The organism is Streptomyces sp. PR69 (assembly GCF_026420845.1).
Lineage (GTDB): Bacteria > Actinomycetota > Actinomycetes > Streptomycetales > Streptomycetaceae > Streptomyces.
Genome location: NZ_JAOWCB010000038.1, coordinates 1 through 26,388 on the forward strand (window position 1 = coordinate 1; position 26,388 = coordinate 26,388).

A 26,388-nucleotide genomic window follows, 5' to 3' on the forward strand; every position below is an offset into this window, starting at 1 on the left:
CCCAGGGCCGCACCCGGGGCCGCCGCGGCGTCCCGGCGCGCCCGCCGACCAGCCCGCCGGTCAGCTGCCCACCGATCCGCTCGCGGACCAGTCGGCGGGTCAGCTCGCCGACCGACTCGCCGACCCGCCCGACGCACCACTCGGCGGTCCTCTCGGCGGCTCGCTCGACGGCAGCCCTCAGTGACCCGAGGTGGCCTTCAGCCCCACCACCGCCACCAGCAGCAGACAGACGAAGAAGATCCGCGCGGCCGTCGCGGGCTCACCCAGCGCCGTCATCCCGACCACCGCCGCGCCCGCCGCGCCGATGCCGACCCAGACGCCGTACGCCGTGCCGATGGGCAGCGACTTCGCCGCGTACGACAGCAGCAGCATGCTCGCGACGATCCCCGCGCCGGTGAACACACTCGGCCAGAGACGGGTGAACCCCTCGGTGAACTTCATCCCGATCGACCAGCCGACCTCCAGCAGACCGGCGACGACGAGCAGAACCCAGGCCATGACGGCACCTCCGGAACCTCAAAAACGACAGCTTCAGGTGTGCGTCGTCTTTGCGGGTCCCGGTACGGCGCGTCTCGTCGGGTGCCTCCAAGCTAGCAAACTACGGCGAAGGGGCCTGGTGACACCGGTCACCAGGCCCCTTCCGCGCGGCACGGCCGCACAGCCTCACAAATAGAGACCGGTGGTGTCTTCGGACCCCTGGAAGCGGTCGGCGGCCACGGCGTGCAGATCGCGCTCCCGCATCAGTACGTACGCCACCCCGCGGACCTCGACCTCGGCGCGGTCCTCGGGGTCGTACAGCACCCGGTCGCCCGGCTCCACGGTCCGTACGTTCTGCCCGACGGCGACGACCTCCGCCCAGCCGAGCCGCCGGCCCACGGCCGCGGTCGCCGGGATGACGATGCCGCCGCTGGACCGCCGCTCGCCCTCCGGGATGTCCGTGCGGACCAGCACGCGGTCGTGCAGCATCCGGATGGGCAGCTTGTCGTGGTGCTCGTGGTGGGTGTTCTCGCTCACGCGTCGAACCTACCTGCCCACGCCCGCGGTGCGCCCGCGAGGGTCACGCCCGCCGCCGCCTCGCCGACACCGCGTACAGCCCCACCAGGCCCACGGCCACCAGCGCCACCGGCACGACCCGCTCCAGGCGCGGGGCGCCCTCCTCGTCGACGAACTTCGACCGCATGTCGGAGACCGTGCGGTTGACGGTGACGAGAGCCCGGCCCGCGGTCCGGTCCACGGTGGACGCGATCTTGGCTTTGGCGTCGCCGATGACCGTCTTGGGGTGCATCCGCACCCCGATCTCGTCGAGTGTCCCGGCGAGCTGCTCGCGCCGGCGGACGATGTCCGCCTCGATCTGCGCAGGGGTCCTGGCGTCCGACACCGCGCTGCCTCCGTCGTCGTATCCGGCAATCCTTCCTCGACAGTCTGTCAGCTCGACCGGGCTCGCACCCCACGGCACCCCTATTACGCTCGACGGCGTACACCCAGACCTCTCCCAAGGAGCACCATGAGCGAGCGCCTCCAGCCCGGCGACCCGGCCCCGGAATTCACCCTGCCCGACGCGGACGGCAACGAGATCTCGCTCGCCGCCTACCGCGGCCGCAAGGTGATCGTCTACTTCTACCCGGCGGCCCTGACCCCCGGCTGCACCAAGCAGGCCTGCGACTTCACGGACAATCTGGACCTGCTCGCCGAGGCGGGCTACGACGTGATCGGCGTCTCCCCGGACAAGCCGGAGAAGCTGGCGAAGTTCCGCGACAAGGAGTCCCTGAAGGTCACCCTCGTCGGGGACCCCTCGAAGGAGGTCCTGACCGCGTACGGTGCGTTCGGCGAGAAGAAGCTGTACGGCAAGACGGTGACGGGCGTCATCCGCTCCACGGTCGTCGTCGACGAGAACGGCAAGGTCGAACGCGCCCTCTACAACGTCAAGGCCACCGGCCATGTCGCCAAGATCATCAAGGATCTGGGCATCTGAGCTGCGGGCCCGCCCCGGAGAACGGTCCGCACCGCAGTCAAGCGGTGCGGACCGTTCCGCATTCTGGACGTGACCATCCGATATCCGGCTCGTTACTCCGTACGAGGCTGCGAACGCACGGCCGGAACGGAGGGGGACGCAGCAATGCCGGTCCGATACACACGGAAGCTGCTGGAAGAAGCCGCTCGCGCGACGACGAACTGGGACGACGCAGTGAGGTGGTGCGGCGGGAGGCCCACGCCGGGCAGCAGGCGCTATCTGCGGCAGAGAATGGCGGAAGCGGACATCGACGTCTCACACTTCACGACGCGCCGGGAGCGTCATACAGAGGAGACTCTCCGCAAGATCGTCGCCGTCTCGGCCAGCGTCAAAGAAGTCGTGCGCCGACTCGGGATCAGCCCGGTGGGCGGGAATCACACCCACATCAGCCGTCGCATCGCAGCGCTCGGCATAGACACCTCGCACTTCACGACCCGCCGAGGAGCGCGGAAGGCAGCTCGCGCCAATCCGCTGGTTCTCGGCTCACCGGATGACGGCCGGGTTCCGGGAGCTCGGCTCCGCCGGCGGCTGCTCCTCCTTGGGGTCCCGGAGAACTGCGCGATGTGCGGCACAGGGCCTGAGTGGAACGGGCAGCCCCTCCGGCTGGAAGTCGACCATGTCAACGGCGACTGGTGGGACAACCGTCCGGAGAACCTCCGGCTGCTCTGTCCCAACTGCCATGCGGTGACGGACACATATCGCGGCCGCAGGAAGAGGTCAGCGGCATGAGCAGGGCACGCGGCTTCACCGCTTGCTACCTCAGCGCCCTGCCCCGCGATCGGATTGCCGCCGCGGTCGAGTCAGCCGCCAGCCTCGCGGGCACTCTCGCCGCACTCGGTCTGCCCGACGGCACCACGGCTCGCCGTCATCTGAAGCAGAGCATCGAAGCCCATGGACTATCGACCGCCCATTTCACAGGACAGGCCCACCGCCGCGGTGTCCAGTCGTGGAACCGCAAGTCGGCGGCCGACGTCCTGGTTCGACTCGCTCCGGGGACATCGCGGGCCAAGACAGCCCTGTTGAGACGCGCGCTCGACGACCTTGGCGTGCCCCATGTTTGCGATGCATGCGGGATCGGAGACACCTGGCAAGGCCGCAGGCTCGTTCTGGAGATCGATCACATCAACGGCGACCGACTGGACAACCGCCGTGAGAACCTGCGCTATCTGTGCCCTTCCTGCCACAGCCAGACGGGCACATTCGCGAAGCCGGGGCCCAAGCCACGTCCCGTCTCGGCGGTGCGGCCGGGCACAGTACAGTAGGCGGCCTGGGCCCGTATCCCAGCTGGCTAGAGGATGCCGGTTTAGGTCCGGTATGTCGTGGGTTCGAGTCCCACCGGGCTCACGTGATGCACGAGCGGCGCGGCTCCTATTAAAGAAACGCCGTGCCGCTCGCGCCTGCCCCGGCTCAGCCCAGCAGCTCCCGCACCACCGGAACCAGCGCCCGGAACGCCTTCCCCCGGTGGCTGATCGCGTTCTTCTCCGCAGGGGTGAGCTCCGCGCAGGTGCGGGTCTCGCCGTCCGGCTGGAGGATGGGGTCGTAGCCGAAGCCGCCCGTGCCGGACGGGGTGTGGCGCAGGGTGCCGGTGAGGCGGCCTTCGACGACGCGCTCGGTGCCGTCGGGGAGCGCGAGCGCGGCCGCGCAGGCGAAGTGGGCCGTGCGGTGGGCGTCGTCGATGTCGGCGAGCTGGGCGAGGAGCAGATTGAGGTTGGCCGTGTCGTCGCCGTGTGTGCCCGCCCAGCGGGCGGAGAAGATGCCGGGCGCGCCGCCGAGGACGTCCACGCAGAGGCCGGAGTCGTCGGCGACGGCGGGCAGGCCGGTGGCCCGGGCCAGGGCGTGGGCCTTGAGGAGGGCGTTCTCGGCGAAGGTGACGCCGGTCTCCTTGACGTCGGGGACGTCGGGATAGGCGTCCGCGCCGACGAGTTCATGGTGGAGTCCTGCGTCGGCGAGGATCGCGCGGAGTTCGGTGATCTTCTTGGTGTTGCGGGTGGCGAGGATCAGTCGGGTCATGCCGACGATTATCCGGGCGTGCAGACCTTGCCGATCTCGGCGGCCGCGTCGGTGACGGGGCTGATGTCCGGGTTTGCGTCGCCGTTGTTCACGGCTTCGCGGACCGAGTCGACGCCCTTGTCGAGGTCTTCGACGGCCTTGGAGAGGTCGGCGTTGTCCGTGTCGTTCTTGAGCTTGCCGAGTTCGGTGTCGATCTCGTCGAGGGCTTCGTTGAGCTGCGTGGGGTCGTCCGCTGCCGTGGAGACGGCCTGCTGGAGCTTGTTGACGCTGGTGGCTATGGCGTCGGCGGTCTGCACGCAGTCGAGTGCCTTGTCGAGCGCGCCGCAGCCGATGACTCCGGTCAGAGCGGCTGCGGCGGCGGTGGCGACGACGGCGGTGCGGATACGGCGGCTGCTGCGCATGGGTTGCGGGTCCTCCCCCAGGTGTGGACGGGCGTACGGTTCGATCCGCACGCCCGTGACGGTACAGACGCAGCGAGCCTGCTTCTTGGTTGCTTCTTTACCTTTCTCTGGCCGCCGGCTGACCCGTCAGCCTTCGAGCGCGGTGCGCTGGATCGCCGCGAGGTCGGCGCAGCCGCCGGACGCGAGGTCGAGCAGGGCGTTGAGTTCCTTGCGGTCGAAGGGCTCGGCCTCCGCGGTGCCCTGGACCTCGACGAAGCGGCCGTCGCCGGTGCAGACGACGTTCATGTCGGTCTCGGCGCGTACGTCCTCCTCGTAGCAGAGGTCGAGGAGGGGGGTGCCGTCGACGATGCCGACGGAGACGGCGGCGACGGTTCCGGTCAGGGGCTTGCGTCCGGCTTTGACGAGCTTGTTGCTCTGGGCCCAGGCGACGGCGTCGGCGAGGGCGACATAGGCGCCGGTGATGGCGGCGGTGCGGGTGCCTCCGTCGGCCTGGAGGACGTCGCAGTCCAGGACGATGGTGTTCTCGCCGAGTGCCTTGTAGTCGATGACTGCACGCAGGGAGCGGCCGATGAGGCGGCTGATCTCATGGGTGCGGCCGCCGATCTTGCCGCGTACGGATTCGCGGTCGCCTCGGGTGTTGGTGGAGCGCGGCAGCATCGAGTACTCGGCGGTCACCCAGCCTTCGCCGCTGCCCTTGCGCCAGCGGGGGACGCCTTCGGTGACGGAGGCGGTGCAGAAGACTTTGGTGTCGCCGAAGGAGATGAGGACGGAGCCCTCGGCATGCTTGCTCCATCCGCGTTCGATGGTGACGGGGCGGAGCTGTTCGGGGGTGCGGCCGTCGATTCGAGACATGGCATCGAGCCTATCGGCACATGCGGAGGGGGCCTGTCCGGGTGTGGACAGGCCCCTTGTCCCCTTTGCAGCCGGACTCAGCTTTGCAGCCGGACTCAGCGGTTCGCTTCGCCCTTCATGCAGTCCTGCACATCATGGCTTCGTTCACATCATGTCTTCGATGTCCGCGGCGATGGGGTCGGCGTCGGTGCCGATGACGACCTGGATCGCGGTGCCCATCTTGACGACGCCATGGGCGCCGGCGGCCTTGAGCGCGGCTTCGTCGACCAGGCTGGGGTCGTTGACCTCGGTACGGAGGCGGGTGATGCAGCCCTCGATCTCTTCGATGTTGTCGATGCCGCCGAGGCCGGCGACGATCTTCTCAGCCTTGCTGGCCATGTTCTCTCCCTGCGTATCTGAGCGCTGGGCGACGCCTGGGCGTCGCTGTTCGGCCCACCTTCGGTCCGCTTGATCACGGTAACGCACGGTTGGCCCATCTTCGCGGGCGAGTAACCGTCTCGTACCGAATGATGATGATCACCGGAGGACCCTCTTCCCGACGGGCTCCGGGACCCTCACCCGACTGGTCTACACCAGTCTGCAACACCTGCCAAACCGGGCCTGCACCAGCCGGGCATCCTCCGGGAGGACGCCGATGAGCGCCGACAGCACCGAGGCCGCGCCGCCGAGCCGATGGCATGTGGCGTTCCAGGGGCTGCAGAAGATGGGGCGCAGCCTGCAGCTTCCGATCGCCGTGCTGCCCGCCGCCGGCATCCTCAACCGGCTGGGGCAGCCCGATGTGTTCGGCGCGGACGGGCTGGGCTGGGACGATGTCGCCAAGGTGATGGCGGGCGCGGGGGGCGCGCTGCTCGATCCGGGGATCGGTCTGCCGCTGCTGTTCTGTGTGGGCGTGGCCATCGGCATGGCGAAGAAGGCGGACGGCTCGACGGCGCTGGCGGCGGTGGCGGGCTTTCTCGTCTACTACAACGTCCTGCAGCAGTTTCCCAAGGACTGCCCGGAGGGCTCCCGGGCGGTGGCGACCGGCTGCCAGGCGGGCGACGGGACGGTGGCGGCGTTCACGTTCCAGAATCCCGGGGTCTTCGGCGGGATCATCATGGGTCTGCTGGCCGCGTACTTCTGGCAGCGCTTCCACCGCACCAGGCTGGTGGACTGGCTGGGCTTCTTCAACGGCCGCCGGCTGGTGCCGATCATCATGTCGTTCGTGGGGATTCTCTTCGCCGCGCTGTGTCTGTGGATCTGGCCGCCGATCGGCGACGGCCTGGAGAGTTTCAGCGACTGGCTGGTGGACCTCGACGCCTGGGGCGCGGGCATCTTCGGCGTCGCGAACCGCGCGCTGCTGGTGATCGGACTGCATCAGTTCCTGAATGTGCCGGTGTGGTTCCAGTTCGGCAGCTACACCAAACCGGACGGCACGGTGGTGCACGGTGACATCACACGCTTCCTGGCCGGGGACCCGACGGCGGGGCAGTTCACCACGGGCTTCTTCCCGATCATGATGTTCGCGCTGCCGGCCGCGGCGCTGGCGATCACGCACTGCGCCCGTCCCGAGCACCGCAAGGAGACGGGCGGACTGATGATGTCCGTGGCGCTGACGTCGTTCGTCACGGGCATCACCGAGCCGATCGAGTACTCGTTCCTCTTCATCGCGCCCGCGCTGTATGCGGTGCATGCGCTGCTGACGGGGGTGTCGATGGCGGTGTCGTGGGGGCTGGGGGTGAAGGACGGCTTCAGCTTCTCGGCGGGCCTGATCGACTACGTGATCAACTGGAGTCTGGCAACGAAACCGTGGTTGATCATTCCCATCGGGCTGTGTTTCGCCGTCGTCTATTACGTGATCTTCCGCTTCGCGATCACCAAGTTCGACATCCCCACGCCGGGCCGTGAGCCAAAGGAGCTGGCGGACCGGCTGGAGCGGGAGAACATCACGTAAGAAGGGGCTACATGCCGGGGTGTGCGGCCATATGTCGTTCATTTGCCGTTATGGCCTGGGCCACAGAATTCGCAGGTTCCTTATCTAACCCTCACCGTGCTACAACTGGTCTACACCTCTAATGGTGTAGACCACGCGGCCGTGCGCATGTCCTGCCGCGTTCCCCTTGAGACGCCGCCGTCCCCCCGTGAACTGTCCCCTGGCGGCGCCTTGTCCCCTGGAGGAAGTTGATGAGTACGGCGAGCGCCGCCCCCGCGGCGGACAAGAAGAAGGGCGCCGGCGCGATGGCTGTCATGCAGCGCATCGGCCGCAGCCTGATGCTCCCGGTCGCGGTGCTGCCCGCTGCCGCGCTGCTGGTCCGTTTCGGCCAGGCCGACATGCTGGCCCGTGAGTCCTTCCCGGACTTCATCACCAAGATCGCCGGCTATATGGCGGCGGGCGGCGGGGCGCTGCTCGACAACATGGCGCTGCTGTTCTGCGTCGGCATCGCGATCGGCTTCGCCAAGAAGTCCGACGGCTCCACGGCCCTTGCGGCCGTGACCGGCTATCTGGTCTTCCAGAAGGTGCTCGCCACCTTCACCGACAGCAATCTGCCGCAGGTGGCGAAGGTCGTCGACGACAAGATCGTCCATGTGGACGCGCCGGTCAACGCCGGGGTGCTGGGCGGTGTCGTCATGGGCATCGTGGTCGCCCTGCTGTACCAGCGCTTCTACCGCACCAAGCTGCCCGACTGGGCGGGCTTCTTCGGCGGCCGCCGCCTCGTCCCGATTCTCTCCGCCTTCGCCGGACTGCTGGTCGGCATTGTCTTCGGTCTCATCTGGCCGGTCCTCGGCACGGGTCTGCACCACTTCGGCGAGTGGCTCGTCGGCTCCGGCGCGGCCGGTGCGGGCATCTTCGGCGTCGCCAACCGTGCGCTGATCCCGGTGGGCATGCACCACCTGCTGAACTCCTTCCCGTGGTTCCAGGCCGGTGAGTTCGACGGCAAGCACGGCGACATCGCCCGCTTCCTCGCCGGGGACCCGGCGGCCGGGCAGTTTATGACCGGCTTCTTCCCGATCATGATGTTCGCCCTCCCGGCGGCCTGCCTCGCCATCGTCCACTGCGCCCGTCCCGAGCGCCGCAAGGTCGTCGGCGGCATGATGTTCTCCCTGGCGCTGACCTCGTTCGTCACCGGTGTGACCGAGCCGATCGAGTTCACGTTCATGTTCATCGCGCCGGTGCTGTACGCCGTCCACGCGGTGCTCACCGGTGTCTCGATGGCGCTGACCTGGGCGCTCGGCATGAAGGACGGCTTCGGCTTCTCCGCCGGCGCCATCGACTTCCTGCTGAACCTGGGCATCGCGTCCAACCCCTGGGGCCTGGTCCTGGTCGGGCTGTGCTTCGCGGCCCTCTACTACGCGATCTTCCGCTTCGCGATCATCAAGTTCAACCTCCCGACGCCGGGCCGTGAGTCCGACGAGGAGCTGGCCGAGCTGCAGAAGGCGGAGGCCAAGTAGGCCGCCGGACCGCGCAGAGCAGCGGCCCCCGTGTCTGGTACGGAAGACACGGGGGCCGCGGTGCGTTTCACAGGTCCCTCAGGGGCCGCGGGTTCCGCGGGTCCCACAGGGTTCCGCGGGCTCCGGGGGCTCCGGGGCTCCGGGGGCTCAGACCTCGTAGACGCGGCCCGGGGCCGCGAGCTCGCACGGGCCGTCGTAGACCGCGCGCGCGTCCGCCAGGTTCCGCTCGGCGTCCGTCCACGGCGGGATGTGGGTCAGCACCAGCCGGCCGACGTTCGCGCGGCGCGCGTGCGCGCCCGCCTCGCGGCCGTTGAGGTGGAGGTCGGGGACGTCTTCCTTGCCGTGGGTGAAGGACGCCTCGCACAGGAAGAGGTCCACGCCGTCGGCGAGCTCGTGCAGCCCCTCGCAGACGCCCGAGTCGCCGGAGTAGGCGAAGCTGCGGCCACCGTGCTCCAGACGGATGCCGTACGCCTCCACCGGATGCGAGACGCGCTCCGTGCGGACCGAGAACGGGCCGATGTCAAAGCTGCCGGACTTCAGCGTGTGGAAGTCGAAGACCTCGCTCATCGAGGTGGCGGAGGGCGTGTCGGCGTACGCGGCGGTCAGGCGCTGTTCGGTGCCCTCGGGACCGTAGACGGGGAGGGCGGGGCAGCGGCCGCCGTCGTGGCGGTAGTAGCGGGCGACGAAGTACCCGCACATGTCGATGCAGTGGTCCGCGTGGAGATGGCTGAGGAAGATGGCGTCGAGGTCGTAGAGACCGCAGTGGCGCTGCAGCTCGCCCAGGGCGCCGTTGCCCATGTCGAGAAGCAGCCGGAAGCCGTCGGCCTCGACGAGGTAGCTCGAACAGGCCGATTCCGCGGACGGGAACGACCCCGAGCAGCCGACGACGGTGACCTTCATTGAGCTGGAACCTCCGTTGACGGGGAGGGCTGGGGGCGGGTCGTGCGGTCTGTCGAGCGTAAGGCGCGAAGCGGGCGGTCGCTCCTCCGCGAGGTGCCGTTGTGGGGGAACTCACCTGCTGCGTCACCCGTCAGGGGCATGTGCTCACGTGCTCATACGCGCGGTACACGGGTGTTCGGCATCCGGCGGCCGATGGTCGGCCGGCGGTCGGCCGCCGCGGGGTGCCGCGGGGTACGGTCTGCCCATGGACACGTCCTGGTGGCTCGCGGTGCTCGCTGTGGTGGTGATCGCGCTGATCGCCGCGGTCTCGGACGGGCTGGGCCGAAGCGGAAGGCGGCCGGGCGGGCGGCCGGGCCTGGTGCGGCCCGGCGGGCGCACCAGGCCGCCGGGGCGGCCGGCCCGGCCCGCGCGGCGTCCCCGGCCCGGAGAGATCTGGTGGGCTGAGGTGCCGTACGAGGACGGGCCCGGGGTCAAGGACCGGCCGTGTCTGGTGCTGTCGGCGCGCGGCCGCACGGTCCAGGTCGCAAAGATCACCAGCCGGTACCGGGACGAGCGGCCCGGAGTGATCCCGCTCCCGCCCGGCACGGTGGGGGACGCCCGGGGACGGCCCAGCTTCCTGGAGACGGACGAGCTCCGGGAGGTGGAGCTGTGGGCCTTCCGCCGCCGGGTCGGGGTGGTCGACCCGGCGGTCTGGGACCACGTCCGTCATCTGGCGACGTAGACCGACAGGGGCGGGCGGGCGGCGCAGGTCCCGCCGGGCCGACCGGCCCTGACCGACGGCGCAGCGCGCGTACCCCACCGCACGCCGAGCCGCGACGACCCGCCGGGTCAGGGACACGCCCGGCGGCAAGGCCGCCCGCGCGACTTGGCCGCGGACAGACCGATCTGAGGCCGGAAAGTCCGCAGGGCTCCCTGGGGCCGCGCATACCGCCGGGCGACCGGCGCGGGCAAGTCCCTCCGAAGCCCGCAAGCTCCGCCAGCCTGGGGCGGCGGACCACACCAGAGGCTCAGGCCCTGTGGGTAGGAGCGTCCGGGCATACAGCCGTACGACGGTCCCACGGACCGCCGCATACATGCCCTGTCGCACGGCGAGCCGCGAGACCCGCCGGTCGGAGACGGGCGGCGGCAGGGCTGTTCGGGCGCCGGTGGCGGACAGGTCCGCCTCAGGTCCCCAAGATCCGTCGGCCTGACGTGGCGGGCCGCGCCCGGCTCAGGCCGTATGACCGGCGCGTCCGGGCGCATGGGCGTACGACGACCCGCGCGGGCCGCAAGGCCCGAGCGGTTCCGCAGGCGTTACGCCCAGAGCTGGCCCTGGAGCGTCTCGATCGCCGCCTCCGTCGTCGGCGCGGTGTAGACGCCCGTCGACAGATACTTCCACCCGCCGTCGGCGACCACGAAGACGATGTCCGCGGACTGCCCCGCCTTGACCGCCTTCCTGCCGACGCCGATCGCCGCGTGCAGTGCCGCGCCCGTGGAGACGCCCGCGAAGATGCCCTCCTGCTGGAGCAGCTCACGGGTGCGGGTGACCGCGTCGGCGGAGCCCACGGAGAAGCGGGTGGTGAGCACAGAGGCGTCGTACAGCTCGGGCACGAAGCCCTCGTCCAGGTTGCGCAGCCCGTAGACCAGGTCGTCGTAGCGCGGCTCGGCGGCGACGATCTGGATGCCGGGGACGTGCTCGCGCAGATAGCGGCCGACGCCCATCAGCGTGCCGGTGGTGCCGAGGCCGGCGACGAAATGGGTGACGGACGGCAGGTCGGCGAGGATCTCCGGCCCGGTGGTGGCGTAGTGGGCGCCCGCGTTGTCCGGGTTGCCGTACTGGTAGAGCATCACCCACTCGGGATGCTCGGCGGCCAGCTCCTTGGCGACGCGGACGGCCGTGTTGGAGCCGCCTGCCGCCGGGCTGGAGATGATCTCCGCGCCCCACATGGCGAGCAGCTGGCGGCGCTCCTCGCTGGTGTTCTCCGGCATGACGCACACGATGCGGTAGCCCTTGAGCTTGGCCGCCATGGCGAGGGAGATGCCGGTGTTGCCGGAGGTCGGCTCCAGGATGGTGCAGCCGGGGGTGAGCCGGCCGGCCTTCTCGGCCTGTTCGATCATATGGAGCGCGGGGCGGTCCTTGACCGAGCCGGTCGGGTTGCGGTCCTCAAGCTTCGCCCAGATCCGCACGTCGTCGGACGGGGACAGCCGCGGCAGCCGGACGAGCGGGGTGTTGCCGACCGCGGCGAGGGGACTGTCGTACCGGGCCATCAGAGCGATCCGCCGGCGACGGCGGGCAGGATCGTCACACTGTCGCCGTCGCTGAGCTTGGTGGAGATGCCTTCGAGGAAGCGGACGTCCTCGTCGTTGAGGTAGACGTTGACGAAGCGGCGCAGCTGGTCGCCGTTGTCCTTGTCGACCAGGCGCTCCAGGATTCCGGCGTGGCGGGTCTCGAGGTCTGCGAACAGCTCGGCGATGGTCTCTCCGCTGCCTTCGACGGCCTTGGCGCCGTCGGTGTAGGTGCGGAGGATGGTCGGGATGCGGACCTCGATGGCCATGGGTGGGCTCCTGTCGGGAGAAGTCGGGAGAGGTCGGGGGCGGTCTTCGGCAGCGCCCCGGGCGGGTGTGCGTCCGGGCGCGCGGCCGGGCCCGCGGCGGGGCGGGCAGACGTGCGGGCGTGCGTACGGTGCGGGCGGATCGTCGGTGCGCGGTTCAGAGCGCCGCGCGGGGCGTGCCCGTGCGGTTCGTACACATCGCGCTGGCGAGGCGGCACAGGTCGACGTGCAGCCGCGCCACGAGCAGCAGCCTGCTGGGCGTCTTGTCGCTCACGTCGCTCACAACCATGCGCTCATCGTATCGATTCCCGGTTCGGATTCTGGAATGTGATCTCAGATTCCGGACGTCTGCCGTTCGCCAGGCGGACGCCCCGAACGCGCGCGGGCCGTGCGCGCCTCAGTACGCCTCGACGACCTTGACCTCTTCTTCCTCCACCGCGCCGGCCACGATACGGAAGGAGCGGAACTGGAAGGGGCCCGCTGCGTCGGTGTCGGCGGTGGAGACGAGGACGTAGTGGGCGCCGGGCTCGTTGGCGTAGCTGATGTCGGTGCGGGAGGGGTACGCCTCGGTCGCGGTGTGCGAGTGGTAGATGATCACCGGCTCCTCGTCGCGGTCGTCGAGCTCCCGGTAGAGCTTGAGCAGATCGCCGGAGTCGAACTCGTAGAAGGTGGGCGAGCGGGCGGCGTTGAGCATCGGGATGAAGCGCTCGGGGCGGTCCGTGCCCGCGGGCCCGGCGACCACGCCGCACGCCTCGTCGGGGTGGTCGGCGCGGGCGTGCGCGACGATCTGGTCGTAGAGGGCCTGGGTAAGGGTCAGCATGAGCGACAGGATAAGCAGACGGTCGACCCCGTACCGAGGAGTGGTACGGGGCCGACCGGATAGCGGGACGGCAGTCGCCGGGCCAGGGACCTGAGGCCCGGGGGCTTGAGGCCCAGGGCCAGAGGCTCAGGCCCAGAGGCTCAGGGCCAGGGGCTCGGGCGAGGCTCGGGCGGGTCAGCGGCGCTTGGTGAAGGCCGCGCCCCGCGGGTTTCTGGCACGCAGCGCCAGATAGGAGCCGAGCAGCAGCAGCGCCCACAGCGGCGCGCAGTACAGGGAGATCCGCGCATCGGCGTCGGCCGCCATCATGACGATGACGCAGCCGAGGAAGAAGAGGGCGAACAGGCTGGTCCACGGGGCGCCCGGGGCCTTGAAGGAGGATGCGGGCAGCTCGCCGCGGCCGGCCCTGGCCCGGTAGCGGAGATGGCTGACCAGGATCATGATCCAGGCCCACATGCCGGAGATGGTGGCGAAGGAGACGACGTACTCGAAGGCCTCGCCCGGCCACTGGTAGTTGATCCAGACCCCGACGAGCATCAGCGCGGCGGAGAAGGTGGTGCCGATCAGCGGGGTGCCGCTGCGGGTGAGCCGGGTGAAGAGCTTCGGGCCCTGGCCGTTGAGGGCGAGGTCGCGCAGCATCCGGCCGGTCGAGTACATGCCGGAGTTGCAGGAGGAGAGCGCGGCGGTCAGCACGACGAAGTTGACGATGGCGGCGCCGACGCCGAGGCCCATCTTCTCGAAGGCGGCGACGAACGGCGAGACGCCGGGCTGGAATTCGCTCCAGGGAACCACCGAGAGAATCATGATCAGCGCGCCGACGTAGAAGACCGCGATACGCCAGGGCACGGTGTTGATGGCCTTGGGCAGGGTGGTCTCGGGGTCCTTGGACTCGCCCGCGGTGACGCCGACGAGTTCCACCGCGAGGAAGGCGAACATCACGATCTGGAGGGTGCCCAGGGTGCCGCCGATGCCGTACGGGAAGAAGCCGCCCTGGTCCCACAGATGGCTCACGGAGGCGGTGTCGCCGGCGTCGGAGAAGCCGAGGGTGAGGACGCCCGCGCAGATGAGGATCATGCCGAGGATGGCGGTGACCTTCACCATCGAGAACCAGAACTCGATCTCGCCGAAGAGCTTCACGGAGATCAGGTTCGCGGTGTAGAGGATCACCGTGAAGAGCAGCGCGGAGATCCACTGCGGCAGGCTGAACCAGTACGTCATATAGGTGGCGGCCGCGGTGACCTCGGTGATGCCGGTGACCACCCAGAAGAGCCAGTAGGTCCAGCCGGTGACGAAGCCGGCGAAGGGGCCGATGAACTCGCGGGCGTACTCCGAGAAGGAGCCCGACACCGGGCGGTACATCAGCAGTTCGCCGAGCGCCCGCATGATGAAGAAGATGACCAGGCCCGCCAGGGCGTAGGCCAGGATCAGACTGGGGCCGGCCTGGGATATGGCCTTGCCCGCGCCGAGGAAGAGGCCGGTGCCGATGGCCCCTCCGATGGCGATCATCTGGATCTGCCGGGCGCCCAGTCCGCGCTGGTAGCCCTCGCCCCCGTCCGGAGCGTCTCCCGCGGTGTGCGCGGGGTCCTTCTCGACCTGCGCCGAGGTCATGGTGCTGCGCCTTTCTCCATGCTGATCCCCCCGGATGTGGATGGAGTGCCACCGGCGGTCGGCCGGTTGTGGCGCCCTCGGGGACAGGGGTGGCGTCCCGCGAGTGGTCGTGAAGTTGTAACACGCTGGAAACATGGGCGGTTTGGGGCGAATGTGGCACAGAACACAGGAAGAAGGGGACATCACCCCCTTCCTGGGTCAAAGCATGGCGATCGGCAAACTTGATCGTTACTCGGATTTGAACGTCCGTTGAGCGAACGCTGAGGTTCCCGGACAGACGAGTCCGCCCGCACCGGCAGGCGGTGCGGGCGGACTCGTCTGTGGATCCGCAGATCCGTGTCAGGTCATGACGGGCGTCAGACGACCTTCACGGGCTCCTCGTCCTCCGGCTCGGCGGTCTCGGAGGCCTCGACGGCCTCACCGGAGCGCCGGGAGGCGACGTACGCCAGGAACTTGTCCAGCTCCTTCTTGACGATCGGCGCCAGCAGGTAGAGACCGATGATGTTGATCACGGCCAGCATGAAGAGCACCGAGTCGGCCATGCTGATCAGCGTGTCCAGCGAGACCAGGGCGCCGAGGACGACGACCACCACGTACATCACCTTGAAGGTGAGCTCGCTGGCCTTGCTGCGGCCGAAGAGGTACGACCAGGCCTTGAGGCAGTAGTAGCCCCAGGTGATCAGCGTGGAGAAGGCGAACAGCAGCACCGCGACGGTGAGCAGGTACGGGAACCACGGCATCACGGTCTCGAACGCGTCGGACGTGATGGTGACACCGCCGATGGACTCGCCGGCCCGCGCTTCCGCCCAGCTGGCCGGGTTGGCGATCACGATGGTCAGCGCGGTCATGGTGCAGATGACGACCGTGTCGATGAACGGCTCCAGCAAGGCGACCAGGCCCTCGCTCGCGGGGTGCTTGGTCTTGACCGCGGAGTGGGCGATCGGGGCGGAGCCCAGACCGGCCTCGTTGGAGAACGCGGCGCGCTTGAAACCGACGATCAGGGCGCCGATGACACCGCCGGCGACGCCGGACGGGCTGAACGCCTCGGTGATGATCGTGCCGATCGCGTCCGGCACCGCGGTGACGTTGAACAGAATGACGACCAGGCAGGCCACGATGTACATGGCGGCCATCGCCGGGACCAGACGGCTGGTGACGGAGGCGACGGAGCGCATGCCGCCGAGCAGCACCAGACCGACGAGGGCGGCGATCAGCAGGCCGAAGAACAGCGCGAAGGTGGAGGAGCCGCCGCCGGCCACGGAGGAGAGCTGGCTGTAGCTCTGGTTGACCTGGAAGAGGTTGCCGCCGAAGAGACCGAAGAAGAGGATCATCACGGAGGCGAGGATGGCGAGCACCTTGCCGACGGCCTTGCCGTTCGCGCCGAAGCGCTCGGCGAGACCCTTGGGCAGGTAGTGCATCGGACCGCCGGAGACGGTGCCGTCCTCGTGCACCTCGCGGTACTTCACACCAAGGGTGACCTCGACGAACTTGCTCGCCATGCCGAGCAGACCGCAGAGGATCATCCAGAAGGTGGCGCCGGGGCCGCCGATGGAGACGGCGACGGCGACACCGGCGATATTGCCGAGGCCGACGGTGCCGGAGACGGCGGCGGTCAGCGCCTGGAAGTGGTTGACCTCGCCTTCGGAGTCCTTGTCGTCGTACTTGCCGCGCACCACGTCCACAGCGAGCCGGAACTTGCGGAACTGGACGAAGCCGAACCATCCGGTGAAGACGAGGCCCGCGACGACGAGCCAGGCGACGATCAGGGGAAGCTCGGCGCCGTTTATGTTGACGCTGTAGAAGACGAAGTCTCCGAGCGCTGAAGCTACGGGTTCGAAGAAGTTGCTTACGCCTTCATCGATGGTCTTGGTGATGCTGTCGAGTGACATCTGGCTACCTCAGGGAGGGGTGCCGCAGCGCGGTGGCGCGGCGACCGGCCGTACGGGGCTGGTTTTGGTTGAGCGAACGCCGTTGTCCGATCGGCGACGTAGGGCAGGATCCGCGGACAATCGGAACCGTTGGCGCCTTGGTCGTACCGGCCGGGTCGGTCCCGGCCGCTCCGCTGCGAACGGTGGGTCACGCCGCAAAGGAGTTGCGAATTCTTACCACGCCTTTTGCGCCACGGTGAGTGGCGTAGGTCACACGCAAAACGTAAAAACCGCCCTCGCCTGGTGAAACGGCGGGGGCGGTGACGGGATCGTTATCCGGATCTGAGGGTCCGTTGAGCGAACGCGTTCAAGACAGCAGATGTCTGTTTCCAGACACTAAAACATCAGGTCAGCAGCGTTTCCACAAGTGACTCCTGGAGCGAGCCGAGCCAGAGGTAGGCCATCACCATCGGCTTGCGCGGGTCGGAGTCGGGCAGCTGGTACAGCTCGGCGGTGTCGTCGTCGTCCCGGACGTCGAGCCGGGTGCCGATGGTCAGCCGGAGATCGTTGAGCGCCCCGAGCCAGCGCCGGCAGTCCTCCGCGGAGAGCTTGAGGACGGCGCCGCCCTCGCCCTGGGCGGTCAGCGCGTCAAGACTGCGGATCATGGCGAGCGCGTCCTCGCGCTTGCGGGTGCGCAGATCGTTCTCGGTGTAGCGGCGGAACTCGGCGGAGTACGCGTGCAGTTGATCGTCCTGCTCGCCGTCCGGCCCGCCGTAGGCGTCGGGGAAGAGACGGGCCAGCGCCGGGTCGGCGGGCGGCTCGCTCGGCCCCTCGGCGAACAGGGCGGCCAGCGGGTCCTCCTCGCCGCCCGCGGGCTCTTCACCCGGCCCGATCAGCTCCATCAGCTGTACGGCGAGAGAGCGCAGGATCGAGATCTCGACCTCGTCCAGGGCGACGGCGGCCCCGCCGCCGGGGATCGGCTCGAAGTGTCCGGCCATGTCCTTCGCCATCACGTGAGGTCGTGGGAGAGCGTCGCCCACAGTCCGTAGCCGTGCATGGCCTGCACGTCGCGTTCCATCTCCTCGCGTGTGCCGCTGGAGACGACCGCGCGGCCCTTGTGGTGTACGTCGAGCATCAGCTTGCGCGCCTTGTCTTTGGAGTACCCGAAGTACGCCTGGAAGACATAGGTGACGTAGCTCATCAGGTTGACCGGATCATTGTGGACGAGCGTCACCCAGGGCACGTCCGGCTCAGGGACGGCGAAGGCCTCTTCCTCCGCATCGGGGCGGGCGGTTTCCACTGGCTCTACGGGAGCGACACTCACACGATCCATGCTGCCACCCGCACCGGTCCGGCGCACAAACGGCTCCCCCTGACAGGGGGCCAGAACCGCCCCTCACGGAGAGATCTCGTCACTCTGACGAAATCAGGTGTAGCATCCTCGTCATGGACACAGCGGACCTGGGACTGCCCGTCGAGGTTCCCTCGACGGCGCTCTTCACCGACCAGTACGAGCTCACGATGGTGCAGGCCGCCCTGCGGGCGGGCACCGCCGACCGCCGCTCCGTCTTCGAGGTCTTCACCCGCAGGCTGCCCGAGGGCCGCCGCTACGGCGTCGTCGGAGGCACCGGCCGGGTGCTGGACGCCGTCGAGAACTTCCGCTTCGACGACGCCGTGCTCGGCTTTCTGCGCGAAAGGCGGATCGTCGACGAACCCACCCTGCGCTGGCTCGCGGGCTACCGCTTCAGCGGGGACATCTGGGGCTATCCGGAGGGCGAGGTGTACTTCCCCGGCTCACCGGTGCTGCGCGTCGAGGGCTCCTTCGCCGAGTGTGTGCTGCTGGAGACCGTGATCCTGTCGATCCTCAACCATGACTCGGCGATCGCGGCGGCGGCCTCGCGGATGTCCGTCGCCGCGGGCGGGCGGCGGCTGATCGAGATGGGCGCGCGGCGCACCCATGAGCTGTCCGCGGTCGCCGCGGCGCGCGCCGCGTACGTCGGCGGCTTTGACTCCACCTCCGACCTGGCGGCCGGCTTCCGCTACGGCATCCCGACGGTCGGCACCAGCGCCCACGCCTTCACCCTGCTGCACGACAGCGAGCGGGACGCCTTCCAGGCGCAGGTCGACTCCCTCGGCCGGGGCACCACGCTGCTCGTCGACACCTACGACGTCGCCGAAGCGGTCCGCACCGCCGTCGCCGTCGCCGGGCCGGAGCTGGGGGCGGTGCGCATCGACTCCGGCGATCTGCTGCTCGTGGCCCACCGGGTCCGGCAGCAGCTCGACGAGCTGGGCACATCCGACACGAAGATCGTCGTCACCTCCGATCTGGACGAGTACGCCATCGCCTCGCTGGCGGCCGCGCCCGTGGACGCGTACGGGGTGGGCACCCAGCTCGTCACCGGCAGCGGGCACCCCACCTGCTCGATGGTCTACAAGCTGGTCGCGCGCGCGGAGTCCGCGGACGCCGGGGCCCCGCTGCGGCCGGTGGCGAAGAAGTCCCTGGGCGCGAAGAGCTCGCTCGGCGGCCGCAAGTGGGCGGCGCGGCGGCCGGACGCATACGGGGTCGCCGAGGCGGAGGTCGTCTCCGCGGGGACGGTCCCGGCGGACCTCGTCGACCGGCAGCTGCTCGTGGAGCTGGTCAAGGGCGGCGAGGTCGTGGCGCGGGAGCCGCTGGAGGCCGCGCGGGAGCGGCATGCGACGGCGCGGGCGGGGCTGCCGCTGTCGGCGATGCAGCTGTCGCGGGGCGAGCCGGTGATCCCCACGGAGTACCGATGAGTACGGAGGGTGCGGCGCGTACGGCGGGCGCGGCGGGCGCGGTGGGCACGGCCTGTGCGGTGCGTACGGCGGGCGCGGTGGGCACGGCCTGTGCGGCGGGCACGGCGGGCACGGCGGGTGCGGCCGGCACGGCGAGTACGGCGCTGGTGCATGCGGCGGCCATGAGCGGGGTACCCGTTGGCGCGCCCTGGGCTAACGCGCCCCGTGCGACGGCGATGCCCCCTCCCACTGGGCGCGCGAAGTCTCTACGCTCGATCTCATCCCCTGTAGGGGATGCCCCCGCACGGGGTGCCGCCTCAGCAGCCGTCGACCCCGCCCCCACCGAAGGACACCCGCCATGCACCGCGCATTGATCGTCGTGGACGTTCAGAACGACTTCTGCGAGGGCGGCAGCCTCGCGGTGGCGGGGGGCGCGGACGTCGCGGCCGCCATCACCGATCTGATCGGCGAGTCCCAGGCGGGCTACGCCCATGTCGTCGCCACCCGCGATCACCACATCGATCCCGGCGACCACTTCTCCGACCACCCGGACTACGTCCACTCCTGGCCGCCCCACTGCGTCGCGGGCACCGAGGGCATCGGCTTCCACCCGAACTTCGCCCCGGCCGTCGCCTCGGGCGCGATCGACGCGGTCTTCAGCAAGGGCGCGCACACGGCGGCGTACAGCGGCTTCGAGGGCGCCGACGAGAACGGCACGCCGCTGGCGGACTGGCTGCGCCGGCACGACGTCACCGACGTCGACATCGTCGGCATCGCCACCGACCACTGCGTGAGGATGACCGCGCTGGACGCGGTGCGCGAGGGGTTTCGCACGCATGTGCTACTGGATCTGACGGCGGGGGTGGCGGAGGAGACGACGCAGCGGGCGCTGGAGGAGATGCGGGCCGCGGGCGTCGAACTCTCCGGCAAGCCGGTGGTGTGACGTTCCCCTTCCCGACACTGGGGGCTTAAGCCCCCAGACCCCTTGCACGGCCTTCGGCCGTGTCCTCAATCTCCCCCGGACTTCGTCCGGGAGGCGCCCCCCAACGGCTGGATTTTCCAGCCCCGCCTGGGGGTACCGCCGTGGGGGTACCCCCGGACGGAGTCTGGGGGGAGCTGGGGGAGTTTGAGGCGCGGGGGCCGGAAACCCAGCCCCGCCTGGGGGCACCCCTGGGGGCACCTCCCAGCGGTAGCTGGGGGAGGTAGCTGGGGGAGATTGAGGCGCGGGGGTTCGGGGGCGGAGCCCCCGGAGGGGCGGTCAGGCGCTGCTCGCAGGCCGCAGCAGCGCGCGGATCGGGTGCCAGAGCTCCTGCGCCGCGGGCGCGCCCGACGTGCGCCAGAGGAGGCCGTCAGGGTGGTGCAGCACCGCCGTGATCTCATCCGGCGTCGGCGGCTCCGCATTGCCGCGGAGGTACACCGCCCGCAGCCCCAGATTCCGCAGCCGCGTCAGCGCCCTCGCCCGGTTCGCCGCGTGGACCAGGATGCGGACCGTCCCGCCGTCCCCGGCCGGACTGGGCAGCCCTATCGCTACCACGACGCTGCCTCCCGGCAGCTTGCAGAACCCGCCTCCGGGCATGCCAATCCACTCCCCCGTGCGCTGGTGTCAATAAGGGTCTCGTCCCCCGCACCTAAACACGATCGGCCGCCGCCCGCCAGGGGGCAACGGCCGATCATGGTTTGACCTGCGATTATGTCAATTATTTGGTGGAGGGGCCGACCTTGACGGTGACCGTCTTGCCGCTCCAGGGCTGCCAGAGGATCGAGATCCTGGTGTTGGTGTCAGGAACGTCGACGCTCGCGGTCGGGTTCTCCTTGTACCAGTAGGTGCCCTTGCGGTCGTCGAAGACGGGGTTGCCGAACTTCGGCCAGATCCGCTGGGCGACCCCCGCCTTGTGCAGCTTGATGCTGTCCGTCGGCCACCAGCTGAAGGTCGAGTCGTAGGACTGGATGCGGTTGCGCATCAGCGACCCGTCCTTCCACTTCAGCGGCTCGGGGTGGGCGTCCACCGGCAGGATCAGGCCCTTGCCGGGGTGCTGGCTGGTGTTGTTGTCGGCCTGGGAGGTGTCCCAGAGCCAGATCAGCAGGCCGTTCTGGTACGGGTAGTGCTCGACCCAGCTCTCCTTCGGCTCGGCGAAGCCGAAGTTGTAGGGGCCGACCTTGAGGGTCTGGTCGTACGAGACGTACTGCCGGTTCTCGGCGATGTAGTACTGCTCGTACTCCTTGGTGAAGCCCTCGCCGATGCGGGTGAAGCCCTTGGCGGTCCAGCCCGCGTCGTCGCCCTCGGCGTCGTCGCTGAAGACGGTCGCGCCGTCCGCGGTCAGGGTGATCGCGTCGGCCGTGAAGCCGAGCGGCGCGACGCCGCCGTCCGTCTGGTAGCGGAAGCGGAGGTCGAACTTCTTGCCCGCGTACGCGTCCAGCGAGTAGACGAGGTCCTTGTGCGTCTCCGAGACGCCGGTCAGCGCGGGCGTGTCGGAGGCGTCGCGCGGGATGGCCTGGCCGTCGGCGGTGCCGTCCAGCGCGGTCCAGGTCGCGCCGCCGTCCGTGGAGACCTCGGTGTAGAGGTAGTCGTACTCGGCCTCGATGTCGTACCAGGCCTTGAGCGACAGCTCGGCCGACGTCTTGCCGGTGAGGTCGACGGAGCGGGTCAGGGTGTTCTTGAGGTCGTCACCCATCTGGCTCCACCACTGCTTGGAGCCCTGCGCGGGCTTCACGACGGTGGTGGTGACTTCCTTCTTCGGCAGCTCGACGATGAGCGCCTGCGGGTTCTTGGTGTTGTACTCGGCGACGCCCAGCTTGTGCTTGGACTTCGTCGCGGCCTTGCCCTTGGTGTAGTTGAGCCAGCCGAGCTGAAGCTTGTCCCAGGCGGTCATGTCGCCGGGCAGGTCGCCGATGGTCTCACCGCCGGTGCCCAGCCAGGAGCCGGACGACATCAGGGACCAGAAGCCGGTGGAGTTCTCGCCGCCGCCGGAGGTGTCGTAGAGGTCCGGCAGGCCGAGGTCATGGCCGTACTCGTGGGCGAAGACGCCGAGTCCGCCGTTCTCCGGCTGCACGGTGTAGTCGCCGACCCAGATGCCGCTGTCGCCGATCTGCGTGCCGCCCGCCTTGTTCTCGGCGGGGCCGGTCTTGCCGACGTCGGTGCCGTAGGCGTACCAGCGGTGGGCCCAGATGGCGTCGCCGCCCTGTGCGCCGCCGCCCGCGGACTCGTCCTCGCCTGCGTGGACGATCTGGAAGTGGTCGATATAGCCGTCGGGCTCGTTGAAGTCGCCGTCGCCGTCGAAGTCATAGCGGTCCCACTTGTCGTACTGGGACAGCTCGGCCTTGATCTGCTCGTCGGTCTTGCCCTTGGCCTTCTGGTCGGCGGTCCAGGCGTTGACGCCGTCGCGGACGGCGTCCCAGACGTTGGAGCAGTTCGACTGGCCGCAGTAGTTGGAGCCGTAGCGGGCCTCGTTGTACTCGACCTTGACCCAGTCGGAGACCGTGCCCTCGACCGAGTAGCGGCCCGAGGAGGCCCGCTCGTAGTAGGTCTTCAGCGAGTGCTTGGGCGTGCCGTCGGCGTTCTCGCCCTCGCCGAAGTACAGGTCCTGGAAGTGCTCCCGGTCGAAGTCCTCCTGCCAGGCGGTGGAGTTGTCGACCGAGCGGTCGGGCTTGGCGATCTCGTTGTGCAGCGGGCCCGGAGTGCCGCCGTACTTCTTGACGGGCGGCTTGGGGCCGTCGCCGTCGGGGTCGTACATCGTGGTGTCGTCGACCTTGTCGCCGAACTCCACCAGGATGGTGAAGATCTTGTCGGTCTTCTCCCGGCCCAGCTCGACGTACTTCTTGTCATCGAGCCGCACGACCTTGGAAGCACCCCGCTTCTGGACGGTCGCGTCGCCCGATATGACCTGTTCGAGGGCAGCCTGCCGCTGCTCCTCCTGCTGCTTGCTGAACGGGCCTTCGAGATCGTGCTCGACATGGGCCTTCTCGGGCCCCTCGCCATGCCCCCCCTTGGCCTTGCCCGGCGCCGGGTCATGGCGTTCGATGGCGGTCGGGTCCGAGCGGTGGTCGTCGGCCTGCGCGGTGGCGAAGGCCGAGGCCGTCGCGGTGGTCGCGGCGAGCGCCACGAGCACCGCGGACGCTCTGAACGTGCGTCGTCTACTGGTCACTTGATTGGTGTCCTCCCCTGCGCCCCGCCGCCACGGACAAGATGTGGGGTAGTCCGCGCGCGGAGTCGCGTCACAAGTGACGACATTCGACCGGAGTTGACGAAGAAAAGACAGTCCTTGACTTGGACAAGCCAACTGCACTATGTGCGAGTCAGGTTCCGGAATTCGAACACCCTCGAAAGGGTTAAGGACCGGACAATAGGCGCATATTTTCGGCCAATTGGCAGCGCGGATGAATCCATGCGCCCCCCATGCACCGGCACCGTGGGTTAGGTCACGCTTACCGCTGGTTCCCCTCGGGCATGCACCGTCATAGAGTCGATCGGCAGTGCGACCGCGCCGGCCGGCTCCCGAGGCCGCCCCCCCTGCCCCGAGGACGGATACCGTCATGCCGCGTCCGACTGCCGCACAGTTCGCCTACGGTTCCGCTGCCGTCGTCTTCTCAGCCCTCGCCCTGCTGCTGCTCACAGGCGCCGAGAGCGGCATCGCCGTCGCCGCCGTCGCCGCCGTGGCACTGGGTCTTGGGCTGACCGTCTCCGCCGCGCTGCACCAGCGGGACATGCGCAGGCGTCGCGGGGCAGCCCTGGACGCCGCACTGCATACGGCACGGGAGGCGCAGCCCGGCCCCTCCGCCGCGCCGGCCGCGCCTGCCGCGCCGGCCACGCCGACCGGTCCCGTGCCGGCGCAGCGCACGGGCGCGGGCGTCCATTCCCTGCACCGCTGAAGCGTTACTGCACCCGCACCACGACCGTCTTGCCCGCCTTGTCGTGCATTCCCTGCTTATACGGCTTGTCGGTCAGCATCGTGATGACGATGACGATCCACCAGATGCAGAAGCAGCAGATCAGCGCGGGCACCCACAGCACGGCGGCGCGCAGCAGGGAGGAGTTCACATCCGGCACGCTGCCGTCGTTGAGCATGGCCACGCGGATCTTCATCCAGCGCTTGCCCAGGGTCTGGCCATCATTCCTGATCATGAGGGTGTCGTAGCCGACGTACGCGACGACCGAGACAATCGAGTAGAGCCACTGTCTGCCGGTGTTCAGCTCCTCACTGATCTCCTCCCAGCTGTCGCTCTCCGTGGTGAAGTCCCAGCCGCCGAAGAGCAGGGAGAGCAGAAACAGCGGCACGGCGATGATCAGCCAGTCGACGATCCTGGCCGCCAGCCGCCGGCCGAAGTCCGCGAGCGGCGGCATCCCGGCGAGCGGATCGACGCCCCCGTAGGGGCCGCCGCCATAGCCGCCTCCGTAGCCGCCGCCCGGACCGTACGGGGGCAGAGGACCGCCGCCGCCCGGCGGAGGGGGCGGCGGCGTGGAACCCGGAGGGGGCGGACCTGGCGGGGGCGTCGAGCCGGGCGGCGGCTGCTCGGGCGGCTTCTTGCGGAACGGGTCTTCCTCGGGCGGCTCTCCGGACGGCGGCCGGTCGTCATTGCTCATGGGGCTCATGGGGGCAGTGCACCGTGCCCCCGGGGCCCTCGCAACGTATGACACGCCGTTCGGGCGACAGTCTCCGACGGACCGTCAGCCGATGGGCGCAGGGCGTCAGCCGGTGACGAACGTATGCGCCGCCTTGTCGTGCCAGCACTGCCGCCACGGACGGTCGAACAGACACCACAGCACATTGAGCAGACCGATGACGAGGACGCCGAGCAGGCTGTAGACCAGCCAGCGGCGCAGCGCCGCCACAAAGGTCGGCGTCTCGTGGGACTCGATATGGCAGACCTTCAGACCGCACAGCTTCTTGCCGAGGGTGCGGCCCCACTTGGCGGTCGGCAGCGTCTCGTACAGCAGCCCGAAGACCAGCAGGGCGGCGAGGACGATGCCGAGATGGCCCGCGGTCGTGCCGTCGACCAGCCACACGGTGACGGTCTGGCCCGACTGCCTGGCGGCCTCGATCTTGCCGTCGACATGGGCGACGGCCTGGCCGAGCACCGGCACCGCGACGGTGGCGACGAGCCCGCCGAGCAGCAGCGTGTCGATCAGCCGCGCCGCGAACCGCTTGCCGAGGGACGCGGGGCGGGCCGCCGCCTGGGCCTGGGCCGCCTGCAGAAAGGGGTCGTTGACCGGCGGCTTCCAGGGGACGACCGGCTGTTCCGGCTCCCTGCCGGTGCGGACGCCGTGGGCGGACTGCCCCGGCTGCCCCGGCTGGATTGGCTGAGCCGCTTGGGCGGCCTGTGCTCCCTGGGCGAGCTGATGGACCTGCTGCGGCCAGGACGCCGCGCCGCCGCCGGGCCCGGCGGCCACCGGGGACTGCGACTGGGCGGCAGGGGCGTGCGGCCGGGGCTGCTGAGGCTGCGACTGGGGCTGGGGCTGCGAGGGGACGTGGGGGCGTACGGGCGTCTGCGACTGCGACTGCGACTGCGGGGTACGCGGCTGGGGGCGCGGCCTCTCGGCAGCGGGCGCGGCGGAGGCAGCGGATGCGGCGGGCGCGCCCGCACCGGAGGCGCCCTTCACGGGAGAGCGGAAGGTCATCGTCCCGTCGCCCTGGCCCGTGGCCTCGCCCGCGCCGGAGCCGCCAGCGCCGCCGGAACCGGAGCCGGACGCCCGGACCCCGGGCAGCGCCCCGCCTGTCGGATCGGCGGGCGCCCTCGGGTCCGCGGGCGCACCGGACTCCGCCCCGCCCGTGCCCGCGGTGTCTCCCCAGGAGACGCGGCTGTCGCGCTCCCCGCCGAAGCCCGACTGCCGTGCGGCGTCGGCCGCCCAGGCACTGGCCGGCTCGGGGAGCGCACCGGAGTGCGACGCCCCGGAGGCCGGGGCCCCCGCGTCCGGCTCCTCGTCGAGGAAGACCGGGCCGGTCTCCTCCACGGCGGCCGGGCCCGGCGTCGCCGCGGGCGGCGGAGGCGCGGACGCCGAGGCGGTCGCGGAAGCGGCGGCCGCGGCCGCCGAACGCGGGGCGGCGGGCATCGCCTCGCCCGCCTTCGGAGCGGGACGGCTTGTGCCGGGCACCCAGGCCGCGCCGTTCCAGTACCTGACATATCCGGGAATGGAGGGATCCGGGTAATAGCCGGGTGTGGGGCTGCTGCCGTCACCTGTGGCCGGGGTTGGGGCGCTCATCACCGTGGTCCCGTA

General features: G+C 69.7%; 29 protein-coding genes, 1 tRNA gene, 1 pseudogene and 1 riboswitch. Of the genes and pseudogenes, 11 read left to right on the top strand and 20 right to left on the bottom strand.

Features of this window, described 5'->3' with window-relative positions:
* A pseudogene (locus OF819_RS25430) lies at nt 1–184 on the top strand (hypothetical protein); the annotation flags it as partial.
* Here the strand turns inward: OF819_RS25430 and OF819_RS25435 are convergent.
* The 3 genes from OF819_RS25435 to OF819_RS25445 all read right to left on the bottom strand — a co-directional run bounded on the left by OF819_RS25435 (nt 178) and on the right by OF819_RS25445 (nt 1,378).
* The gene (locus OF819_RS25435) at nt 178–498 is read right to left on the bottom strand and encodes a DMT family transporter (protein WP_267245972.1); all 321 of its coding nucleotides are present in this window, start codon (nt 496–498) and stop codon (nt 178–180) included. The pseudogene OF819_RS25430 and the gene OF819_RS25435 overlap by 7 nt on opposite strands.
* A 38-nt stretch (nt 499–536) precedes the next feature.
* Nucleotides 537–602: riboswitch (guanidine-III (ykkC-III) riboswitch) on the bottom strand.
* A gap of 61 nt (nt 603–663) precedes the next feature.
* Nucleotides 664–966, bottom strand: a complete 303-nt coding sequence (locus tag OF819_RS25440; protein WP_240135641.1) for a GroES family chaperonin — start codon at nt 964–966, stop codon at nt 664–666.
* 91 nt (nt 967–1,057) lie between these two features.
* Nucleotides 1,058–1,378: a DUF3618 domain-containing protein gene (locus OF819_RS25445; protein WP_267245973.1), complete on the bottom strand. Its 321-nt coding sequence runs from the start codon at nt 1,376–1,378 to the stop codon at nt 1,058–1,060.
* A gap of 126 nt (nt 1,379–1,504) precedes the next feature.
* Between OF819_RS25445 and bcp the strand changes: the two genes are divergently transcribed.
* From bcp to OF819_RS25465, 4 genes are all read left to right on the top strand, one after another.
* Nucleotides 1,505–1,972 (top strand): thioredoxin-dependent thiol peroxidase, encoded by a 468-nt coding sequence (gene bcp / locus OF819_RS25450; RefSeq protein ID WP_267245974.1) that lies wholly within the window; start codon nt 1,505–1,507, stop codon nt 1,970–1,972.
* A gap of 144 nt (nt 1,973–2,116) precedes the next feature.
* Nucleotides 2,117–2,740, top strand: coding sequence for an HNH endonuclease (locus OF819_RS25455; protein ID WP_267245975.1), 624 nt, complete (start codon nt 2,117–2,119; stop codon nt 2,738–2,740).
* Complete coding sequence (locus OF819_RS25460; protein WP_267245976.1) at nt 2,737–3,273, top strand: HNH endonuclease; 537 nt, start codon at nt 2,737–2,739, stop codon at nt 3,271–3,273. The genes OF819_RS25455 and OF819_RS25460 overlap by 4 nt, the downstream gene beginning before the upstream one ends.
* A gap of 7 nt (nt 3,274–3,280) precedes the next feature.
* Nucleotides 3,281–3,355 (top strand) — tRNA-Leu (locus tag OF819_RS25465).
* Between the two features lie 63 nt (nt 3,356–3,418).
* Here OF819_RS25465 and rdgB read toward each other — a convergent pair.
* From rdgB to OF819_RS25485, 4 genes are all read right to left on the bottom strand, one after another.
* Complete coding sequence (gene rdgB, locus OF819_RS25470; RefSeq protein ID WP_267245977.1) at nt 3,419–4,021, bottom strand: RdgB/HAM1 family non-canonical purine NTP pyrophosphatase; 603 nt, start codon at nt 4,019–4,021, stop codon at nt 3,419–3,421.
* An 8-nt stretch (nt 4,022–4,029) separates the two neighbouring features.
* A complete protein-coding gene (locus tag OF819_RS25475) occupies nt 4,030–4,422 on the bottom strand; it encodes a hypothetical protein (protein ID WP_267246012.1) in 393 nt (130 codons plus the stop codon).
* Nucleotides 4,423–4,548: 126 nt separating this feature from the next.
* The gene (rph, locus tag OF819_RS25480; protein WP_267245978.1) at nt 4,549–5,274 is read right to left on the bottom strand and encodes a ribonuclease PH; all 726 of its coding nucleotides are present in this window, start codon (nt 5,272–5,274) and stop codon (nt 4,549–4,551) included.
* A 144-nt stretch (nt 5,275–5,418) separates the two neighbouring features.
* Entirely contained in the window at nt 5,419–5,739 is a 321-nt protein-coding gene (locus OF819_RS25485; RefSeq protein WP_267245979.1) for a PTS glucose/sucrose transporter subunit IIB, read from the bottom strand.
* A 169-nt stretch (nt 5,740–5,908) separates the two neighbouring features.
* Between OF819_RS25485 and OF819_RS25490 the strand changes: the two genes are divergently transcribed.
* The gene (locus OF819_RS25490; protein ID WP_267245980.1) at nt 5,909–7,204 is read left to right on the top strand and encodes a PTS transporter subunit EIIC; all 1,296 of its coding nucleotides are present in this window, start codon (nt 5,909–5,911) and stop codon (nt 7,202–7,204) included.
* A 230-nt stretch (nt 7,205–7,434) separates the two neighbouring features.
* Nucleotides 7,435–8,700 carry a PTS transporter subunit EIIC gene (locus tag OF819_RS25495; protein WP_267245981.1) on the top strand — a complete coding sequence of 422 codons (1,266 nt, stop codon included), beginning with the start codon at nt 7,435–7,437 and terminating at the stop codon, nt 8,698–8,700.
* Between the two features lie 147 nt (nt 8,701–8,847).
* Here OF819_RS25495 and OF819_RS25500 read toward each other — a convergent pair whose 3' ends face one another.
* Nucleotides 8,848–9,600: an MBL fold metallo-hydrolase gene (locus OF819_RS25500; protein ID WP_267245982.1), complete on the bottom strand. Its 753-nt coding sequence runs from the start codon at nt 9,598–9,600 to the stop codon at nt 8,848–8,850.
* 244 nt (nt 9,601–9,844) lie between these two features.
* Here OF819_RS25500 and OF819_RS25505 point away from each other — a divergent pair, with 244 nt between their 5' ends.
* Nucleotides 9,845–10,321: a type II toxin-antitoxin system PemK/MazF family toxin gene (locus OF819_RS25505; RefSeq protein ID WP_267245983.1), complete on the top strand. Its 477-nt coding sequence runs from the start codon at nt 9,845–9,847 to the stop codon at nt 10,319–10,321.
* Between the two features lie 572 nt (nt 10,322–10,893).
* On the opposite strand, the gene OF819_RS25510 is transcribed toward OF819_RS25505, so the two are convergent.
* The 8 genes from OF819_RS25510 to clpS all read right to left on the bottom strand — a co-directional run bounded on the left by OF819_RS25510 (nt 10,894) and on the right by clpS (nt 17,757).
* Nucleotides 10,894–11,847, bottom strand: coding sequence for a PLP-dependent cysteine synthase family protein (locus tag OF819_RS25510; protein WP_267245984.1), 954 nt, complete (start codon nt 11,845–11,847; stop codon nt 10,894–10,896).
* Nucleotides 11,847–12,134, bottom strand: coding sequence for a MoaD/ThiS family protein (locus OF819_RS25515; protein WP_267245985.1), 288 nt, complete (start codon nt 12,132–12,134; stop codon nt 11,847–11,849). The genes OF819_RS25510 and OF819_RS25515 overlap by 1 nt, the downstream gene beginning before the upstream one ends.
* Before the next feature lie 154 nt (nt 12,135–12,288).
* Nucleotides 12,289–12,420 carry a putative leader peptide gene (locus tag OF819_RS25520; protein WP_267245986.1) on the bottom strand — a complete coding sequence of 44 codons (132 nt, stop codon included), beginning with the start codon at nt 12,418–12,420 and terminating at the stop codon, nt 12,289–12,291.
* A 108-nt stretch (nt 12,421–12,528) separates the two neighbouring features.
* Nucleotides 12,529–12,951, bottom strand: a complete 423-nt coding sequence (locus tag OF819_RS25525; RefSeq protein WP_267245987.1) for a M67 family metallopeptidase — start codon at nt 12,949–12,951, stop codon at nt 12,529–12,531.
* Nucleotides 12,952–13,125: 174 nt separating this feature from the next.
* Complete coding sequence (locus tag OF819_RS25530; protein ID WP_267245988.1) at nt 13,126–14,556, bottom strand: amino acid permease; 1,431 nt, start codon at nt 14,554–14,556, stop codon at nt 13,126–13,128.
* Between the two features lie 356 nt (nt 14,557–14,912).
* Nucleotides 14,913–16,445 carry an alanine/glycine:cation symporter family protein gene (locus OF819_RS25535; RefSeq protein ID WP_267245989.1) on the bottom strand — a complete coding sequence of 511 codons (1,533 nt, stop codon included), beginning with the start codon at nt 16,443–16,445 and terminating at the stop codon, nt 14,913–14,915.
* Nucleotides 16,446–16,828: 383 nt separating this feature from the next.
* Nucleotides 16,829–17,422, bottom strand: a complete 594-nt coding sequence (locus OF819_RS25540; RefSeq protein WP_267246013.1) for a DUF2017 domain-containing protein — start codon at nt 17,420–17,422, stop codon at nt 16,829–16,831.
* A gap of 11 nt (nt 17,423–17,433) precedes the next feature.
* Nucleotides 17,434–17,757 carry an ATP-dependent Clp protease adapter ClpS gene (gene clpS, locus OF819_RS25545; RefSeq protein ID WP_267245990.1) on the bottom strand — a complete coding sequence of 108 codons (324 nt, stop codon included), beginning with the start codon at nt 17,755–17,757 and terminating at the stop codon, nt 17,434–17,436.
* Between the two features lie 113 nt (nt 17,758–17,870).
* Between clpS and OF819_RS25550 the strand changes: the two genes are divergently transcribed.
* Both OF819_RS25550 and OF819_RS25555 read left to right on the top strand, forming a co-directional pair.
* The gene (locus tag OF819_RS25550; RefSeq protein WP_267245991.1) at nt 17,871–19,199 is read left to right on the top strand and encodes a nicotinate phosphoribosyltransferase; all 1,329 of its coding nucleotides are present in this window, start codon (nt 17,871–17,873) and stop codon (nt 19,197–19,199) included.
* Between the two features lie 337 nt (nt 19,200–19,536).
* On the top strand, nt 19,537–20,121 hold the full coding sequence (locus OF819_RS25555) for an isochorismatase family protein (protein ID WP_267245992.1): 585 nt from the start codon (nt 19,537–19,539) through the stop codon (nt 20,119–20,121).
* 315 nt (nt 20,122–20,436) lie between these two features.
* Here OF819_RS25555 and OF819_RS25560 read toward each other — a convergent pair whose 3' ends face one another.
* The gene (locus tag OF819_RS25560) at nt 20,437–20,754 is read right to left on the bottom strand and encodes a hypothetical protein (RefSeq protein WP_267245993.1); all 318 of its coding nucleotides are present in this window, start codon (nt 20,752–20,754) and stop codon (nt 20,437–20,439) included.
* A 121-nt stretch (nt 20,755–20,875) separates the two neighbouring features.
* Complete coding sequence (locus tag OF819_RS25565; RefSeq protein WP_267245994.1) at nt 20,876–23,320, bottom strand: immune inhibitor A domain-containing protein; 2,445 nt, start codon at nt 23,318–23,320, stop codon at nt 20,876–20,878.
* 388 nt (nt 23,321–23,708) lie between these two features.
* Between OF819_RS25565 and OF819_RS25570 the strand changes: the two genes are divergently transcribed.
* Nucleotides 23,709–24,044 carry a hypothetical protein gene (locus OF819_RS25570; RefSeq protein WP_267245995.1) on the top strand — a complete coding sequence of 112 codons (336 nt, stop codon included), beginning with the start codon at nt 23,709–23,711 and terminating at the stop codon, nt 24,042–24,044.
* Between the two features lie 4 nt (nt 24,045–24,048).
* Here the strand turns inward: OF819_RS25570 and OF819_RS25575 are convergent, their stop codons facing one another.
* A complete protein-coding gene (locus tag OF819_RS25575) occupies nt 24,049–24,756 on the bottom strand; it encodes an RDD family protein (protein WP_267246014.1) in 708 nt (235 codons plus the stop codon).
* A gap of 105 nt (nt 24,757–24,861) precedes the next feature.
* Complete coding sequence (locus tag OF819_RS25580) at nt 24,862–26,373, bottom strand: RDD family protein (protein ID WP_267245996.1); 1,512 nt, start codon at nt 26,371–26,373, stop codon at nt 24,862–24,864.
* Between the last annotated feature and the right edge of the window lie 15 nt (nt 26,374–26,388).